We start from the raw sequence: 15,952 nt of genomic DNA on the forward strand, positions 1-15,952 counted from the left end.
CGTCCGACATGAAGAATCATGGCGCGCTGTGCCATAGCGTGGGGGCATGCCCGGCCCCTTCCTGCTCACCCGCCTGGTCACGACGCTCCTGCACCCGCTCACACCGCAGGACGTCCTCGGCCTGTTCGACCCCGTGCACTCCTCCCGCCAGCTGCGCGGGGTGGTCACCTCCGTCGCCCGCGCGACGCCCGGCGCCGTCACCATCGCGTTCCGTCCCGGACCGGGTTGGCGGGCCCACGACGCCGGCCAGTGGGCACGCATCGGCGTCGACGTGGACGGGGTGCGGCAGTGGCGCTCCTACTCGCTCTCCGCCCCCGCGGGCGCGGACCCGGAGATCACGGTGTCCGACATCGGCCTCGTCTCCGGCACGCTCGTGCGCCACACGAAGCCCGGCGACGTCCTCTTCCTCGACATCCCCGAGGGCGACTTCACCCTGCCGGACGAGCCGCGCCCGCTGCTCATGCTCACCGCCGGCTCAGGCCTGACCCCGGTGATGTCCATGATCCGCACGCTCGTGCCGACGCGCCGGGATGCCGACGTGGTGCTCATCCACTCCTCCCGCACCCCCGAGGACGCCCTGTTCCGCGAGGAGCTGGCCGAGCTGGCCGACCAGTTCCCGGGCCTGCGCGTGGTGCACCACCACACCGCGGAGGCGGGCCGCCTCGACCTCTCCTCCCCCGCGCAGCTCGAGGGCCTCTGCCCCGACTGGCGCGAGCGGGCCGCCTACGCGTGCGGGCCGGCCGGGTTCCTCGACGACGCCGAGGCCCTGTGGCGGCGCGAGGCGGCCGCGGACCTCACCATCGAGCGGTTCCAGGCCGACTTCGCCCCGGGCGTGGCGGGGGCCGGCGGCCGCGTGGTGTTCGAGCACGCCGACGTCGAGGTGGACGCCCCCGGCGACGTGCCGCTGCTCGTGGTGGCCGAGGACGCCGGCGTCGCCGCGCCCGCCGGCTGCCGCATGGGCATCTGCCACGCATGCCTCACGCCGCTGCGCTCGGGCCAGGTCACGGACCTGCGGACCGGACAGGTGCACGGCGAGCCCGGCGAACTGATCCAGACCTGCGTGAGCGCCGCCGCCGGCCCGCTGAGCCTCGGCCTGTGAACCTGACGCCCGGCCCGCGACCCGGGCCTCCCTGACCATCCCCGCCTCCCGCCCCCAGGAGCATCACATGACCCAGACCCCCACCGCCCCCGACCGCACCGGCGCCACCGCCCCGGACGATCTGGCCCTGGCCATCCCCGGCACCACCGTGCGCGGCCGCGCCGCCCGGGTCCTGCCGCAGGACCGCCCCGACACCACGAGCTGGGCTCCCCACACCGCCGAGTCCCGTGCCGCCACGTCCCGCTCCACCGCCGCCGCCACGACGCCGGGGCTGCCGGGCGTCGTCGGGAGCCCGGCGGTGCGCCCGCCCGGCGCCGCCCACCTGACGGACGCGCAGGTGGCCGAGCTGGGCCGTGAGCTGGACGCGATCCGCGACGACGTGCTCGCCCGCCGCGGCGCCTCCGATGCGGCCTACATCCGCCGCGTCATCCGCTGGCAGCGCCGGCTCGAGCTCGGCGGCCGCGCCCTCCTGCTCAACGCACGCCACCCCGCCGCGTTCGTGGCGGGCACAGCCATGCTCACGGTCGCGAAGATCGTGGAGAACATGGAGATCGGGCACAACGTGCTCCACGGCCAGTGGGACTGGATGCGCGACCCGGACATCCACTCCACCACGTGGGAGTGGGACTTCGTGACGCCGTCGCGGGCGTGGCAGAACACCCACAACGACCTGCACCACCGCTGGACCAACGTGGTGGGCAAGGACCGCGACGTGGGCTACAACGTCCTGCGCATGGACGAGTCCGAGCCGTGGCGGCCCCGCCACCTGCTCAACCCCGTGATCAATGCGGGGCTGGCGCCGATCTTCGAGTGGGGCATCGCCCTCTACGACCTCGAGCTGGACCGCGTGCAGAGCGGCGAGAAGTCCCGCGAGGAGCTGATGACGGATCTGCGCTCCGTGGGCGTCAAGGCGGCCCGGCAGTTCGCCAAGGACTACGTGGCCACGCCGGCCGTCGCCGAGGTGCTGACGGGCTCGGGCAAGGCCACGCTCGCGGGCACGCTGCTGGCCAACGGCCTGCGCAACATCTGGGCGCACGCGGTCATCTTCTGCGGGCACTTTCCGGAGGGTGCGGAGACGTTCTCCGAGGAGATGGTGGACGGCGAGACCCGCGGCGACTGGTACGTGCGGCAGATGATCGGCTCCGCGAACATCTCCGGTTCGAAGCTGATGCACTTCATGACCGGCAACCTCTCCCACCAGGTGGAGCACCACCTGTTCCCGGACCTGCCGTCCAGCCGGTACGCCGAGGTGGCGCCCAGGGTCCGCGAGATCTGCGCCCGCTACGGCCTGCCGTACACGACCGGCCCGCTGCTGCGGCAGGTGGGCTCCGCGTGGAAGAAGGTGTTCCGGCTGGCGCTGCCGTGAAGCGGCGCACGACGGGGCAGACCACGTCGGCACCGTCCCGCGCCCGGGCCGGGGCCGGGGCCGGGGCCGGATCTTCTGCGGATCTGACCCTTCTGGCCGCCGGTTCGGCCGTCAGAAGGGTCAGAACCGCAACGGATTCCGTATGAGCCGAGGCAGGCCGGTCAGCCCTGGCGCTCGGCCAGCTCCGCGAGCCGGTCGATCGACGCGCGGAGCTGCTCTTCGCCGGTCCGCAGCGCCTTCTGGATGCGCTTCGGGTCGGCGAGCCGCGTCCAGTCATAGGTGTGGGTGACGCGGCAGCCGCCGTCGTCGTCGCCGTCGACCTCCCACCGCCACAGCTGGCCGAACGGCTCCCCGCCGACCTCGGAGGGCTTCCAGGCGATGCGACGGCCCTCCTCGAACTCGACCACGTGGTTCGCGCGGTCCACGCCCTTCTGCAGGGTCATGACGAACACGTCCCCGACGGCGGTCACCCGCTGCCCGGGGGCGGCCTCGGCCAGGTTGTCGTTGCCGTCCCACTCGGGCTGGCGGGCCGGGTCCGCGATCAGCTCGAAGACGACGCCGGCCGGCGCGTCGACGTGACGGGTCGCGGACACGACGCGGTCCTCGGGGGCGGGCAGGGCGGTCTCGTCGATGTGCTCCATGGGGAGAGCGTAGACCCCGGTGCGCGCCCACCGAGAGCGCCGGCGGGGCTCGCGCCGGGGGCGGCCCGACCTCAGATCAGGCCCAGCGCGGTGAGCTTGGCCGCGGTCTCCTCGTTGGTCGGCTCCACCTGGTGGTCGCCGTCGGGGAACACGACCACGGGGATGTTCTTCCGGCCGGAGATCCGCTCGGCGGCATCGGCCTGGGCCGGGTCGGCGACGAGGTCCACGTAGTCGTAGGCGACGCCGAGCTCGTCGAGCTGGCGCTTGGTGCGCAGGCAGTCGCGGCACCAGTCGGCGCCGTAGACGGTGAGGACGTTCTGACTCATCCGTCCAGCGTACTGAGGGGTGGGATGCTGGGGGCATGCCCGCCCAGCCCTCCCCCTCCGGCCGCACCGTCCACCTGTCCACGTCGGGCGTGGACGCCCGCATCGCCCCCGACGAGTTCGGCGGGTTCGTCCTGGAGATCGGCGGGGCCGTCCAGTCCCACGTGGACCTGGCCGACCCCTTGCGCATTCGCTACGAGTACCTGCGCCGCATGGCCCACGTGCTCGACGGCGTCGCTCCGGCGGGCGCGCCGGTGCGGGTCCTGCACCTCGGCGCGGGCGCGCTGACCCTGCCGCGCTACCTCCAGGCGACCCGGCCCGGCTCGGAGCAGACGGTGGTCGACCTGGACCGGGAGCTCGTGTCCTTCGTGCTCGCCGAGCTGCCCCTGCCGGCGGGCACGGACCTCGTCTCCGTGGTCGCGGACGCGCGCCTGGCCGCCGTCGACCTCGCGCTGGACGGGGAGCGGTTCGACGCCGTCGTGCTGGACATCGGCACCGGCGAGGAGGGCGCCGAGCACCTGCGCGGCGCCGTGTTCTACGGGGAGCTGCTCGAGCTGCTGACGGCGGGCGGGGTGCTGCTGGTGAACATCGGCGACGACGCCGGCCTGCGCTTCCTGGGCGCCGAGCTGGGCGCCCTCGAGGAGGCGGCCGCCGAGGCCGGGGTGCCCGGCCCGTGGACGCTCGCGGACCAGGGGATGCTGGAGCGCCTGGACTGGGGCAACGTCGTGCTGGCCGCGGGGGCGCCGCTGGGAGAGGCCGGCTGCACGGAGCGCCTCGCCGCGGCGGGGCCGCATCCGGCGGCCGTGCTGGACCCGGCGGAGTCGGCCGCGCTGGCCGACCGCATCCGTCGCGCCTGAGGGCGGGCGCGGTGCTCAGAGCCGGGGGTCCTCCGCACCGGGGCCCGTCTGCGGTCGGGGCCACGGGTGGCCCCGGCGCTCCTCCGCCCCCTCGTTGAAACGCCGCAGGAGCCTGCTGAACTCGACGACGTCCTCGGCGGGCCAGGAGGAGACGATCTGCGCCACGTTGTCCGCGCGGGAGCTCAGCTCCGCGGCGAGGCGGGCGCGTCCCTCCTCCGTGGGACGGTGCAGCCGGGCGGAGCCGCCGTCGGGGTCCACCACCCGCTCGACGAGGCCGGCCTTCATGGCGGCGGCCACCTGCCGGTGGACGGTGGAGACGTCGAGGTCGAAGGCCTCGGCCAGCTCGGCGATGCTCATGGCCCCGCCCGCCTCCAGGCGGGCGAGCAGCACGGTGGCGCTGCGCTCCAGCGCGCTCGACCGGCCGTAGGGGGCCACCCCCTGCGTGGCCACCCGCAGCAGGAGCATGTGCTCGTACATGATCCCTTCGACCGGGTCGACCCACGCCCCCTCAGATGATTGCATCATGCAAACGATGCTACCTTTTGCATCATGCAAATCGCCGAGCAGGAACGCATCGCCTCCCCCACCTTCGTCCTCGCCTGGGTGGTCTCCTTCCTCCAGTTCCTCGCGTTCTACGCCCTCGTCACCACCATGGCCGTGTACGCGGTCCGGCAGTTCGCCGCCTCGGACGCCGGGGCGGGGCTGGCCTCGAGCGCCTTCGTCATCGGCGCCACCCTCAGCCGCGTGGTCACCGGCCACGTGGTGGACCGCTTCGGCAAGCGCCGCGTCCTGGTGGTGGCCCTGGTCGCCGTCGCGCTGTCCTGCACGCTCTACCTCGTCGCCTCCTCGCTGCCGGCCCTGGTGGCGGTGCGCATGCTCCACGGTGCCAGCTACGCCTTCGCCAGCACCGCCGTCATGGCCCTGGCCCAGGCGGCCATCCCCGACGGGCGACGCGCGGAGGCCACCGGCCACCTCGCGCTGGGCACCACCCTGGCCACCGCGATCGGCCCCGCCCTGGGGCTCTTCCTCGCCGGCTCCATCGGCTACGTGTGGCTGTTCCGGGCGACTCTGGGGATCACGGTGGTCAGCCTCGTGCTGGGCCTGCTGGTGCGCGAGGCGCCCGCCGCGGCGGGCGTCGACGGCGAGCGCGCCGCCGGCGAGGTCCCCCTGGAGCACCCCGCCCCCGCGGTGGGCTTCCGCCTGCGCTCCGTGCTGCACCCGGCGGTGCTGCCGATCAGTGGCTTCATGCTGCTGGTGGGCCTGAGCTACGCCGGGATCCTCACCTACCTGAACGCCTACTCGGTGGAGCGCGGGCTCACGGCCGGCGCCGGCCTCTTCTTCCTGGCCTACGCCGCGGCGATGCTCGTCATGCGCCTCACCCTGGGCACCCTGCAGGACCGCCGGGGGGACGACGCCGTCGTCTACCCCGCACTCCTCTGCTTCACGGCCGCGCTCCTGGTGCTGGCCTTCGCCACGCGCGACTGGCAGGTGGTGCTGGCCGGGGCGCTGAGCGGCCTCGGCTACGGCACGCTCATGCCCGCGGCCCAGGCGATCGCCGTGAACGCGGTGCCCTCCCACCAGCTCGGCGCCGGCATCTCCACCCTCATGCTGTTCGCGGACGTGGGGCTGGGCCTGGGCCCCGTGCTCCTCGGCGGACTCGTGGCCTCCGCCGGCTACGGCGCCATGTACGCGGCCCTGGCGGGTGTGCTGGTGATCGCCGCCGGGTACTACTTCGTGATGCACGGTCGCCGGCACGGGCGGCGGGGGACCGTGGCCCGCGCCTGAGTCCCGCGCGGTGACCGCGGGCTGTCGCCGCGGGCGGCGCTACCGGCGCCGCGCCGGCCAGGACGCAAGCGTGACGGCGGCGAGGGCGCCCAGGGTGCCCAGCACCGTCGTCGTGGTGACCGTGGATCCGTCGGTGGGGGCCACCAGGTCCACCATGAGGGAGCCCAGGAGGTTGCCCGAGACCAGGCCGAGGGTGGCGGCGAAGACGCCCAGGCGCGGGACGACCATGGCGCCCACCCCGATGAATACGCACCCCAGCGGGCCGCCGAGGTAGAGCCGCCAGTCGTGCGGCAGCGCGGGCATGCCGTGGCCGGAGGCCAGGACGATCCCGCCCCACACGATCCCGAGGAAGAGGACGCCGGCGGTGAAGTTGACCAGGGTCGCCGGGATGGCGGTGCCGTAGGCCGTGGCCTGACGGGCGTTGAACACCTGCTGTCCGGCGGTGGCCAGGCCGGCCAGCAGGGGCAGCAGGGCCAGCAGCGCCCAGCCGGGCCCGCCGCCGGCCTCGCCGAGCTTGGGCCACACCACGAGGGCGACCGCGGCCAGGGCGAGCGCCGCCCCCGTGAGGCGCCGCGGCGTCAGGCGCTGCACCCCGGCGGGGCTGAGCCCGAGCCGGTCCACGACCATCCCGCCGACCACCTGCCCGGTGACCACGGCGACCGTGAACACGGCCACGCCGAGGGGGCCGATCGTCGCGGACTGGGTGAGCACCAGGAGTCCGCCGATCACGCCCGCCACCGCGTACCACGGGCGCACGGACCCCGCGGCGAGGGCCGGGCGGATGCGGGCCAGGCCCCGGCGGCCCCGCGGCGTCAGCACGCTCACGAGCACCATGACGACCAGGCCCGCCGCGAAGGAGCACAGCGCGGCGAGGACGGGGTCGCCCGTCAGGTGGGCGAGGCGGGAGTTGATGCGGCCCTGCAACGGCATCACGGAGCCGGCGGCCACCGCGAGCGCGAACAGCAGGGCGGTCGCCCGCGGGGAAGGGGCCTCCGGGCGGGCGGCGACGGCGGCCGGGCGGGGGCGGGAGGGCCCGCGCTCGGCGGACGGGACAGAGGATTCGGGTGGCATCCCCCCGTTGTACACTCCTAGGCGGTCAGGCGCGCCTCGAGCCCGGCGCGCACCGCGGGCCACTCCTCGCGCACCACGCTGAAGTAGTCGACGTCGGCGATCGTGCCGTCCGCCGCCGGGCGGAAGCGGCGCAGAGTGCCCTCGAACGTCGCCCCCAGGCGGGCGATGGCGGCGTGTGAACGGGCGTTGCGGTGGTCGCAGCGCAGGGCCACCCGCTCCAGCGCCCATTTCTCGAACGCGTGCCCGAACAGCAGCAGCTTGCAGCCGGGGTTCACGGAGGTGCCCCACACCCGACGGGCGTAGACCGTGTGCCCCACCTCCACCCGCAGCCCCGGTACCAGGTCATAGAGGCTCGTGCGCCCCACCAGCTCCCCGCCCTGCTCGACGGCGAACGCGAAGGTGCCCTCCCGCTCGATCAGCTCGGCGAGGTGTGCGGACATGGCCGCGCCGTCCACCGGCAGGGGCGCGCTGTTCCCCGCCCACATGGCCGCGTCGACGAGCTCACGCAGGGCGGGGCCGTCCTCGGGGGCGAGGGGGCGCAGGGTGAGGTCCCCGCGGGTGAGGACGATCTCGTGCTTCATGCACCCATCCTGTCAGCGGCCTCGGGGCGATCTCCCGGCACGACGAGACCGAGCGCCACGGGCGAGGGCGTCGCCCGGGCGACCGGCCGGCTCAGAGCGTGGCGGAACGGCGGGCGGAGGCCCGCATGGCCGCGACCCGCTGCGCCACAGGGGCCTCCAGAGCGCCCGGCTGCAGGGCCGGGGCGAGATCGGCGGCCACCTCTCGGGCGACCCCCTCGAGGGCGGAGGCGTCCTGGGCGACCCAGGCGCGCAGCGTCAGGTGCTCCCGCATCCACGCCGTGAGCGTCTCCTCGGACTCCGGGGTGAGGGCGAAGCCCACCCCCGCCGCACCCGGGCTGGTGCGCTCCACATCCAGGCCGAGCTCGCCCGCCAGCAGGGCGGCGAACGCCTGGCGCAGCGGTGAGACGCCGGTACGACCGGACTGAAAGGCGGCGCGCACCTCGCGGCACTGCAGGCTCTCGTCGGCCACGTCGACGGCGAGGACGTCACCGGCGGCGGGGGTGAGGCCCAGGGCGGCACGGGCTGACTCCTCGGCCACCACGGCCACGATGCCGGGCACTGCGGGGGCGGCGGTGAGGAACTCGGCGTACCGCATGCCCGGAGTGGCGGCGAGCACAGCGGCGGCCTCGGCGGTCAGGGACGGGGTGTCGACGGCGGTGATGGTCATGGATCCAGGGTGAATCGCGATTCACTGAGACGGGGAGCGGCGTCCATATTCTGAGATTTGCAGCCACATGGTGAGACTCACGCCTCCCCCGACGTGCAGTACGCTGGCCCCATGCAGATGCACGCGCAGCAGTGGTGGACCGCCTGAGGGCGGCCCCGGTCATGCGCATCTGACACGACGAGCCGCTCGCCTGCCGGGCGACTCGGTCATGAGCGGCTCCGGCGGGCCCCATCCCAGGAGGACCCCCGATGACCCACCGCAACCCCGAGGACAACGCCCTGAGAGGCGCCCCCGAGCCCCGCACCCTCGCCGAGGCCTGCGACCTCGTCACCACCCCGGACCTGGACGTCTCCGCGGACGGCATGTTCGGCCAGTACGGCGGCGCCCACCTGCCCCCGCAGCTGGCCGGCCCCATGGCCGAGGTCGCCCGCGCGTACGCCGAGGCGCGCCAGGACCCCGAGTTCTACGCCGAATACCGACGCCTGCTGCGCGACGCCGTCGGGCGCCCCTCCCCCCTGACCCCGCTGGACCGCCTCTCCGACGAGCTCGGCGGCGCACGGATCGTGCTCAAGCGCGAGGACCTGAACCACACGGGCGCCCACAAGATCAACCACACGATCGGCGAGGCGCTGCTCGCCAAGCGCATGGGCAAGCGCAGCCTGATCGCGGAGACCGGCGCCGGCCAGCACGGCGTGGCCCTGGCGACGGCGGCCGCGATGGTCGGCCTCGACTGCGAGATCCACATGGGCGCGATCGACGTGGCCAAGCAGCACCCCAACGTGGTGCGCATGCGCCTGCTCGGCACGAAGGTCGTCTCGGTGGAGCGCGAGGGCCGCTCCCTGAAGGAGGCCGTGGACTCGGCGTTCGAGGTGTACGCGGCGAACCCGGAGAAGTACCTGTTCGCGATCGGCTCCGTGGTGGGCCCGCACCCGTTCCCCACGATGATCCGCGACTTCCAGTCCGTGGTCGGCCGCGAGGCCCGCGCCCAGTTCCAGGAGCGGTTCGGGGCGCTGCCCAGCGCCGTCGTCGCCGCGGTGGGCGGCGGCTCCAACGCGATCGGCGCGTTCACCGCGTTCCTCGACGACGCCGACGTCGCGCTCGTGGGCGTCGAGCCCGGCGGACGCTCCTCGGCCAAGGGCGAGCACGCGATGACCATGACCCAGGGCCGCGACGGCGTCCTCCACGGCATGGCCACCCTCGTCCTCGCCGACGACGACGGCACCCCGGACCCCGTGCACTCGATCGCCTCGGGCCTGGACTACCCGGGCGTCGGCCCACAGCACGCCCACTTCGCGCGCGTCGGCCGTGTCCGGTACGTGGCCGAGGACGACGCGGCCGTGCTCGACGCGTTCCAGCGGCTCACGCGGCTCGAGGGCGTCATCCCCGCGCTCGAGTCCGCGCACGCCGTGGCGCGCGCGATCCGCCTCGCCCCGCAGATGGGCCGGGACGAGCGGATCCTCGTCAACCTCTCCGGCCGCGGGGACAAGGACGTGGACTACGTGGCCGAGAAGCTCGGTCTCACGGGCGAGGCGGACGAGGTCGTGCGGTGAGCTGGGGCGGCGGCGTCATGGCTAGCCTGGCGCCATGACGCCGCCGCCCGCGAGGTGCCAACGAGACGCTGGTGCATGTCTCGGCGACAGCCAGCCTCACGCGGCATGCGCCGTCGCGTGGTCTAGACATGGTGACCCTCTAGTCGACGGGTCAGCCCGGACTGCACGACGGGTACGGGTGGAAGCTCACACGTCCGCAGTGCCAAGCCACCGACGCTGCCCCTCCCGGTCCCGGACGTACTCGGGCCACAGGACATTGATGGGCGGTTCGAAGCTGGCCGGCAGTAGCGGTGCGCAACCTCGCTCTGCCTTGCGGCGGGCGAACTCCTCGGCGGCGTCACTCAACAGAGAAGGGTCGGTCAGCAGATCGATGAAGGTCCCGCTGATGGTCTTGCCCGCCACGTCGATGGTCGGATCGATGGTGGCCGGGATGCCGCCCAGGGCGTTCATCACCCAAGCCGGGTAGGGAGCTTCCCCCTGGGCCTGCTTCAGGGCCGGACGCGAGATGTAGAAGCGCACGGTCGGGGCATAGTGGGTCATCTCCACGTAGTCGTCGCTGGTCCAGTTCAACTGCCAGGGTGCCAGGTGCTCGCGCAGGCCCCGTTCGGCGTCCTGCGGGGTGATGAGCGATTGGCATTCCTCCAGGAAGGGCCGGTCCATCGGCGCCAGGCCCAGTTCGCGCTGGATGGACTGCGCAACGGCAACCGCATCCGGACCGTACTGGGGGGCACCGACTTCTTCGAGATTGGCGTACAGGGCCTGGGCGAGCGCGTGATTGGTCAGCCCGGGCCGAGACCGGGCCACCCACGTCTCGTCGACCCGGCAGTGTGCCATCGCGGCGGCATGCTCGGCGTTGCGGTCGAGCACCTGCAGGATGTGCTCGGCCATGTCGATGTCCGGTGTGCGCCATGAGTATTGGATGCGGGCCACACGGGCGGGCAGGTTGTCGGCGGTGGCCTGGCCTGAGGCCAGGATGGCGTCCGAGAGACTCCAGCCGCCGAAGCTGGGCAGCATGGCGTCCTGCATGATCCGGGAGGCCGAATACATCTGCATCAGGGCAACGTTGGCCCCGGGGGCACGGGCGGCCGAGTGCGAGGCGGGGATGGGGGACTCCGGGCTACCACTCGTCTGCCAGGTCTCGGGCTCCTCGCAGACGAACTCGTATACCTTCGAGTAATACGCACCGCACTGGGTGTCCCAGCGGGCCGTGTTGCACAGAGGCAGCATGTAGAAGGGATGGAAGCTGACGATCGCGTCCACGTTTTCGTAGTAGCCGCGCAGCCCGTGAACGACCTTGGACCCGTGCATCTTCTCGGCCGGTTCACCTGTGTACCGCAGCGTGCCGGGGATGTCGTGCTGGCGCATGGCGTGCTGGGTGGCCAAGAGCCCGGCGAGGGTAGAGATCCCAAGCACCGAATGCGGGTCCGTGTGCCCAGGCGCATGTGTGTCCAGCCCCTCCCGGGCGGCGGCCCGGGTGTCGGGTGCTTGGCAGTTCCCCGGGACCGCGTCGTACTCGGCATAGGTCAACAGCGTGGGCCCCTCGCCGTGGGTCCATTCCGCGCAGAACGCGGTGGGCATACCCGCCGAGCCGGACTCCACGGTGAACCCGTAAGAGGTCAACAGGTCCACATACCAGGCGGCGGATTCGAACTCACGCCAAGCTGGCTCGGCCAGGTTCCAGATGTGCTGATGCCAGGTGGAGAGCTCGGTGAAGTGATCGTCGATCCACTGCCGGGCGGTCTGCTTGGCCTGGAATGTGAGGATGCTCATCGGGTGGCCTCCTCAGAGAACAGGGCCAGCGGCACGTGCACGAGCTGAACGCCGCCAGCGGAGACCGCCGCGGCCACGGCTGGTTCGAGTTCCCCGGGACTCGCGATACGACGACCCGTGGCCCCGAATGCCTGAGCTAGCGCGGCCCAATCGGGCTGGGTGAGGCGGACCCCGATCGGGGCGATGCCGACGGAAGCCTCGTTCTCCTCGATCTCCTTATATCCGCCGTTGTCTACCACGACGACAACGAGGTCAAACCGCTGTTCGACAGCGGTGACGAGCTCCTGAATGGAGAACATGAGCGCGCCGTCTCCGACGACGCAAACGACCGGGCGGGAATCGTCGGCGATGCCCGCCCCTATCGAGGCCGGCAGCCCATACCCCAGCGTGGCGTAGGTTGCCATGTACAGGTAGGAGTTCCGCCGAGCCAGCGGAATATGGTTCGCCGTGCCGTAGTAGCAGATCTGTGATGAGTCCGCCCCGAGGATGACATCATCCGGCAGTGCCGCAGCGATGGCTTCGGAGACTGCGACCACGGCCGGACTCCAGTCCCTGGACTCGGCCTCAATGGCCGTGCGCACCTCGGCGGCGCGCCGGGCGCCACTAACTCTCCGCTCCTTTCGATCAAGCGGCGTCAACGCCTCTATGAGTTGGTCGACAACAGCCTCGGCGTCTGCGGCAATGCCCACTTGGGCTGGAAGATTCTTGTGCAGCTGGGACTGCAGGCGGTCGATGCGCACCACCACGCCCGAGGGCGACAGGGGCCCCCACCACAGTTCCGCCTCGCCGACCTTGGACCCGACCACGATCAGCACGTCCGCGGCATTCACCACGGCCTGGGCTGTCTTCAACCTGAGCGCGGCGCCCAGGGACAACGGGTGCGTCTCAGGGATGGCAGCGCGCCCGTTGAGCGTGGTCACCACGGGGGCGTCGGCCAGTTCCGCAAGCGTGACCAATCGGTGTCCGGCGCCCAGGGACCCGCCGCCGTAGACGATCACAGGGCTGGTGGCCGAGCTGAGCAGGCGCGCCGCCTCCTGGACCTGGTCCTCAGGTGCGCGCCGGGCAGCGGGCAATGGACGCGCCCCCAAGTCGAGCTGGCCGAGGTCAATGGGGGCCTCGAGGACATCGAGGGGGATCTCGATGACCACCGGACGGGGCCGACCAGTGCGGAACAGCTCGAAGGCCTCGTGCACGGCCCGCACCGCCTCCGGAGCGCTGGACACCCGGCGGGACCACTCGGCGACGGCCTCAGCTGCGGCTTGAGAGTCCTTGGTCTCATGCAGGGCACCCATGTCCGCGAACTCTTCCCCGAGCGAGGGTCCGGGGGTGAGCACGATCATCGGTCGGGACTCAGCATATGCGGTGGCCACAGAAGACAACGCGTTCAGCAAACCCGGCCCTGAGGTCGTGATCACCACACCGGGAAGGCCGGTCTGCAGTGACCAGCCGTCAGCTCCGTACCCACTGCCTTGCTCATGACGGTTCGTCACCGCGCGAATGCCCAGCCGGGGCAGGGCCCGGTACAGCTCCAGATTGTGCGTTCCGGGGATGCCGAAGACAGTGTCGATTCCGTAGTTGCGCAGGGTGGTCAGTACGGCGAGGGCCACATTGTTCTGGCACGTGGTCTCTGTCATGGCACTGTCGGTCGTGGCGGAGTTAATCATGATGTTCCTTGGTTCCTTGGGCGCTCTACTTGCTCAGGCGTTGTCCGCGATGTAGACGGAAACCCCGCCCACCCACGTCGACAACACCGGGATGTCCTGGATGGTCGCGGCGTCCACGGCCAGTGGGTCAGCGCCGAGCACCACGAAGTCAGCGCGCTTGCCCGGGGTGAGGCTGCCCAGATCACTTTCCCGCCCCAGGACGCGCGCACCGGCGAGGGTGTGGGCCTGCAGGGCGCGCTCGGCGCTGATTCGTAACGTGTCCGGACCGAGCCGGTCGCCACGGGCAGTAGTTCGGGTGACCGCAGTTTGGACGGCCTGCAGTGGCAACGGATCGGCAACGGGGGCGTCTGAGCTGAGCGTGACCGGGACACCGGCGTCGACGAATTCCCCGAGCGGGTTGAACCTCTCCCCTGGGGTGCCAATCGCGTCGGTGACACCGGATCCCCAGTTGTAATAGTGCTGAGGTTGGTTCACCGGCAGGATGCCGGCGGCGGCCATCCGGGTGATTTGCTCGGGGGTGGGCAGTCCACAGTGTTCGATGCGGTGCCGACAGTCCTCGCGCGGGTGATCCCTCTGAACCTGCTCGATCGTGCTGATCACCATCTCGATCGCATCGGGCGACTGTGCATGAGTGGCGGTTTGCAGCCCGGCGCGATGGGCTCTGCCGACGAGCTCGGCGTACTCGGCCGGCTCGTGGTAGAGCATGCCGGTGCGGCAAGGGTCGCCCACGTACCCGTCCGGGAAGTAGGCGGTCCACCCACCCAGGGTGCCGTCTGCGTAGAACTTGAACCCCGCGAAGGAGAGCATGCTGTTGCCGAAGGCCCCGCGCATGCCGATCTCGAGTCCCTCCTCCAGGAGGGAGGACAGCAGGTACATGGCGTAGCGGATTTTCAGTTCCCCCCGCTCGGCCAGGTGCAGGTACATGTCGAACTCACGACGTGTGACCTGAGCGTCGCCGACAGTGGTCACGCCTCCGGCAGCGAAGGACTGCTGGGCCAGCGCCAGTTGTTGGATGTGGTCTTCGAGACTGTCGCCCAGGTGCAGGTTAGGACCGTGGTTGCCGACCTTGACGCCCTCCACTCCGGTGAGGATGTTGCAGGCGGCATCGGAGAGCTCGCCGGTCAGCTCCCCGGCCTCGTCGCGGAAGAACTCCCCGCCCGGGGGATTGGGGGTGTCCCGGGTGATGCCGTACTTGTTCAGGGTGAAGGTGTTGACCACGCCGCCATGGCCGGAGGCGTTCATCAGATACACCTCACGGTCCGTGGCAACCTGGTCCAGTTCATGCCGAGTGGGGTGGCGCCGCTCGACGAGGTTGCGGTGTTCATAGCCGTAGCCGCGGATCGGCCCGTTGCCGGCGGCCTGATCAGCGCGCCGGCGCAGCTGCTGGACGATCTCCGGTATCGATGCCGCTTGGGCGGGCCCGCAGTCTACCCAGGTCTTCATCTGCCCGTGCATCAAAGGATGAGCATGGGGATCGATGAAACCCGGAATCAGCGTGCTCGCGCCGAAATCCAGGACTCGGGGGGCGGGCAGCCCCTTGCCCTCATTGACCTCGCGGCAGTGCTGTTCAGTACCCACTGCCACGATGCGATCGCCGGCCAGCAACAACGCGGTCGGCCGCGTGTCGGCGAACGCAGGGTCGACAGCGTGGATAGTAGAGGCGGTGACCAGGGTGGGGCGGTAGTCGGTGGGGGGAGCGTCCAAGGTGTTGATCTTGCGCAAGCCGTGTCCTTTCGTGTCTCAGCGCGCGACGGTCGCAGCGGCCGGGGTCTCGTGGTCGACGTCGAAGACGTTGTCGCGGATCTGGGGGGCGAGCACCAGGCACACCATGCTCAGCGTGGCCATGCCCATGTACAGCAGGATCACCGACCAGATGGTCCCAGTCGCTGCGAACAGGGCCGTGGCCACGACGGGTGACAGACCAGCCCAAATCGCGTTGCCCAAGCCGTAGGAGACGGAAAGCGCACTCTGCCGCGATTCGGCGTCAAACATCTGGGACATGATCGACGCCAGGGGAGCCCAAGTGCCGTTCATCGCGATCCGGAAGGCCGTGAACAGTACGAACATCAGCAGCGGATTCTCCGGGGACATGCTGAGGAACATCGGCATCACCAGCACGGAGGTCAGCACCAGTGCAGCGACCATCGTCTTCTTGCGGCCAATACGGTCGGCCATGACTCCGATGAACAACGTCGAGACGAGCTCGCCCAGGGCTGCCACGGACAGGATGTTGAGCATCAAGTGCTCGGAGATGCCGATGCCGAAGGCTGGCTCGGTGCCGTACGAGGTGGCGAAGGTGGTGACGATGTAGTACCCGCCGGTGGACACCGGGATCAAGCCCATGCCCAGCAGCATTGCCTTCCAATTGCGCCGGATGGCCAGCTTCAGCGGCAGTTCACGATGGGCGGCCGGATCGACAGCGGCCTCCTCCTGGAAGACCGGTGTTTCCTCGGGCGTGTCAACTTGTCTGTGTAAGCGGGGTGGTCACAGGTAGGGGTTGATCCGGTCGGGGTAGGCCGCGGCGAGCTGGGCGAGGGCCTGCTTCCAGTTCGTGACGGCCTGGCCTTCGACGAGCCGG

General features: G+C 71.3%; 15 protein-coding genes. 5 read left to right on the forward strand and 10 right to left on the reverse strand.

Features of this window, described 5'->3' with window-relative positions; genetic code table 11:
* The first annotated feature begins 46 nt into the window (after positions 1-46).
* Both O3T09_RS09325 and O3T09_RS09330 read left to right on the forward strand, forming a co-directional pair.
* The gene (locus O3T09_RS09325) at positions 47-1,099 is read left to right on the forward strand and encodes a ferredoxin reductase (RefSeq protein WP_036314533.1); all 1,053 of its coding nucleotides are present in this window, start codon (positions 47-49) and stop codon (positions 1,097-1,099) included.
* A gap of 67 nt (positions 1,100-1,166) precedes the next feature.
* Positions 1,167-2,465, forward strand: coding sequence for a fatty acid desaturase family protein (locus O3T09_RS09330; protein ID WP_061873189.1), 1,299 nt, complete (start codon positions 1,167-1,169; stop codon positions 2,463-2,465).
* A 161-nt stretch (positions 2,466-2,626) separates the two neighbouring features.
* On the opposite strand, the gene O3T09_RS09335 is transcribed toward O3T09_RS09330, so the two are convergent.
* Complete coding sequence (locus O3T09_RS09335; protein WP_051995337.1) at positions 2,627-3,106, reverse strand: SRPBCC family protein; 480 nt, start codon at positions 3,104-3,106, stop codon at positions 2,627-2,629.
* 71 nt (positions 3,107-3,177) lie between these two features.
* Positions 3,178-3,432: a glutaredoxin family protein gene (locus O3T09_RS09340; RefSeq protein ID WP_020624868.1), complete on the reverse strand. Its 255-nt coding sequence runs from the start codon at positions 3,430-3,432 to the stop codon at positions 3,178-3,180.
* Between the two features lie 35 nt (positions 3,433-3,467).
* On the opposite strand from O3T09_RS09340, the gene O3T09_RS09345 reads away from it, so the two are divergent.
* On the forward strand, positions 3,468-4,286 hold the full coding sequence (locus tag O3T09_RS09345) for a spermidine synthase (RefSeq protein WP_036318045.1): 819 nt from the start codon (positions 3,468-3,470) through the stop codon (positions 4,284-4,286).
* 15 nt (positions 4,287-4,301) lie between these two features.
* Here O3T09_RS09345 and O3T09_RS09350 read toward each other — a convergent pair whose 3' ends face one another.
* Positions 4,302-4,811 (reverse strand): MarR family winged helix-turn-helix transcriptional regulator, encoded by a 510-nt coding sequence (locus tag O3T09_RS09350; protein WP_036318042.1) that lies wholly within the window; start codon positions 4,809-4,811, stop codon positions 4,302-4,304.
* Between the two features lie 24 nt (positions 4,812-4,835).
* Here O3T09_RS09350 and O3T09_RS09355 point away from each other — a divergent pair, with 24 nt between their 5' ends.
* The gene (locus O3T09_RS09355; protein ID WP_036318039.1) at positions 4,836-6,071 is read left to right on the forward strand and encodes an MFS transporter; all 1,236 of its coding nucleotides are present in this window, start codon (positions 4,836-4,838) and stop codon (positions 6,069-6,071) included.
* Between the two features lie 39 nt (positions 6,072-6,110).
* On the opposite strand, the gene O3T09_RS09360 is transcribed toward O3T09_RS09355, so the two are convergent.
* The 3 genes from O3T09_RS09360 to O3T09_RS09370 all read right to left on the reverse strand — a co-directional run bounded on the left by O3T09_RS09360 (position 6,111) and on the right by O3T09_RS09370 (position 8,390).
* Positions 6,111-7,142, reverse strand: coding sequence for a DMT family transporter (locus O3T09_RS09360; RefSeq protein WP_269295505.1), 1,032 nt, complete (start codon positions 7,140-7,142; stop codon positions 6,111-6,113).
* A gap of 17 nt (positions 7,143-7,159) precedes the next feature.
* Positions 7,160-7,723: a GNAT family N-acetyltransferase gene (locus O3T09_RS09365; RefSeq protein WP_269295506.1), complete on the reverse strand. Its 564-nt coding sequence runs from the start codon at positions 7,721-7,723 to the stop codon at positions 7,160-7,162.
* A 91-nt stretch (positions 7,724-7,814) separates the two neighbouring features.
* Positions 7,815-8,390, reverse strand: coding sequence for a hypothetical protein (locus O3T09_RS09370; protein WP_069941221.1), 576 nt, complete (start codon positions 8,388-8,390; stop codon positions 7,815-7,817).
* A gap of 248 nt (positions 8,391-8,638) precedes the next feature.
* Between O3T09_RS09370 and trpB the strand changes: the two genes are divergently transcribed.
* On the forward strand, positions 8,639-9,940 hold the full coding sequence (trpB, locus tag O3T09_RS09375; RefSeq protein WP_222115549.1) for a tryptophan synthase subunit beta: 1,302 nt from the start codon (positions 8,639-8,641) through the stop codon (positions 9,938-9,940).
* A gap of 186 nt (positions 9,941-10,126) precedes the next feature.
* On the opposite strand, the gene O3T09_RS09380 is transcribed toward trpB, so the two are convergent.
* From O3T09_RS09380 to O3T09_RS09395, 4 genes are read right to left on the reverse strand one after another with little or no spacing between them, the layout of a single operon-like run.
* The gene (locus tag O3T09_RS09380; protein ID WP_269295507.1) at positions 10,127-11,710 is read right to left on the reverse strand and encodes an amidohydrolase; all 1,584 of its coding nucleotides are present in this window, start codon (positions 11,708-11,710) and stop codon (positions 10,127-10,129) included.
* Complete coding sequence (locus tag O3T09_RS09385; protein ID WP_269295508.1) at positions 11,707-13,374, reverse strand: thiamine pyrophosphate-binding protein; 1,668 nt, start codon at positions 13,372-13,374, stop codon at positions 11,707-11,709. Before O3T09_RS09385 ends, O3T09_RS09380 begins: the two co-directional genes overlap by 4 nt.
* A gap of 33 nt (positions 13,375-13,407) precedes the next feature.
* Entirely contained in the window at positions 13,408-15,096 is a 1,689-nt protein-coding gene (locus tag O3T09_RS09390) for an amidohydrolase (RefSeq protein ID WP_101967780.1), read from the reverse strand.
* An 18-nt stretch (positions 15,097-15,114) separates the two neighbouring features.
* Positions 15,115-15,729, reverse strand: a complete 615-nt coding sequence (locus tag O3T09_RS09395; RefSeq protein WP_222119664.1) for an MFS transporter — start codon at positions 15,727-15,729, stop codon at positions 15,115-15,117.
* Between the last annotated feature and the right edge of the window lie 223 nt (positions 15,730-15,952).

Source organism: Micrococcus sp. H39-S4, assembly GCF_027158145.1.
Taxonomy (GTDB): Bacteria; Actinomycetota; Actinomycetes; order Actinomycetales; family Micrococcaceae; genus Micrococcus; species Micrococcus luteus.

Bases quoted from the DNA above. Each gene is read 5' to 3' on its own strand.
- O3T09_RS09325 (WP_036314533.1), top strand. From the start codon at position 47: ATGCCCGGCCCCTTCCTGCTCACCCGCCTGGTCACGACGCTCCTGCAC.
- O3T09_RS09330 (WP_061873189.1), top strand. From the start codon at position 1,167: ATGACCCAGACCCCCACCGCCCCCGACCGCACCGGCGCCACCGCCCCG.
- O3T09_RS09335 (WP_051995337.1), bottom strand. From the start codon at position 3,106: ATGGAGCACATCGACGAGACCGCCCTGCCCGCCCCCGAGGACCGCGTC.
- O3T09_RS09340 (WP_020624868.1), bottom strand. From the start codon at position 3,432: ATGAGTCAGAACGTCCTCACCGTCTACGGCGCCGACTGGTGCCGCGAC.
- O3T09_RS09345 (WP_036318045.1), top strand. From the start codon at position 3,468: ATGCCCGCCCAGCCCTCCCCCTCCGGCCGCACCGTCCACCTGTCCACG.
- O3T09_RS09350 (WP_036318042.1), bottom strand. From the start codon at position 4,811: ATGATGCAATCATCTGAGGGGGCGTGGGTCGACCCGGTCGAAGGGATC.
- O3T09_RS09355 (WP_036318039.1), top strand. From the start codon at position 4,836: ATGCAAATCGCCGAGCAGGAACGCATCGCCTCCCCCACCTTCGTCCTC.
- O3T09_RS09360 (WP_269295505.1), bottom strand. From the start codon at position 7,142: ATGCCACCCGAATCCTCTGTCCCGTCCGCCGAGCGCGGGCCCTCCCGC.
- O3T09_RS09365 (WP_269295506.1), bottom strand. From the start codon at position 7,723: ATGAAGCACGAGATCGTCCTCACCCGCGGGGACCTCACCCTGCGCCCC.
- O3T09_RS09370 (WP_069941221.1), bottom strand. From the start codon at position 8,390: ATGACCATCACCGCCGTCGACACCCCGTCCCTGACCGCCGAGGCCGCC.
- trpB (WP_222115549.1), top strand. From the start codon at position 8,639: ATGACCCACCGCAACCCCGAGGACAACGCCCTGAGAGGCGCCCCCGAG.
- O3T09_RS09380 (WP_269295507.1), bottom strand. From the start codon at position 11,710: ATGAGCATCCTCACATTCCAGGCCAAGCAGACCGCCCGGCAGTGGATC.
- O3T09_RS09385 (WP_269295508.1), bottom strand. From the start codon at position 13,374: ATGATTAACTCCGCCACGACCGACAGTGCCATGACAGAGACCACGTGC.
- O3T09_RS09395 (WP_222119664.1), bottom strand. From the start codon at position 15,729: ATGCTGCTGGGCATGGGCTTGATCCCGGTGTCCACCGGCGGGTACTAC.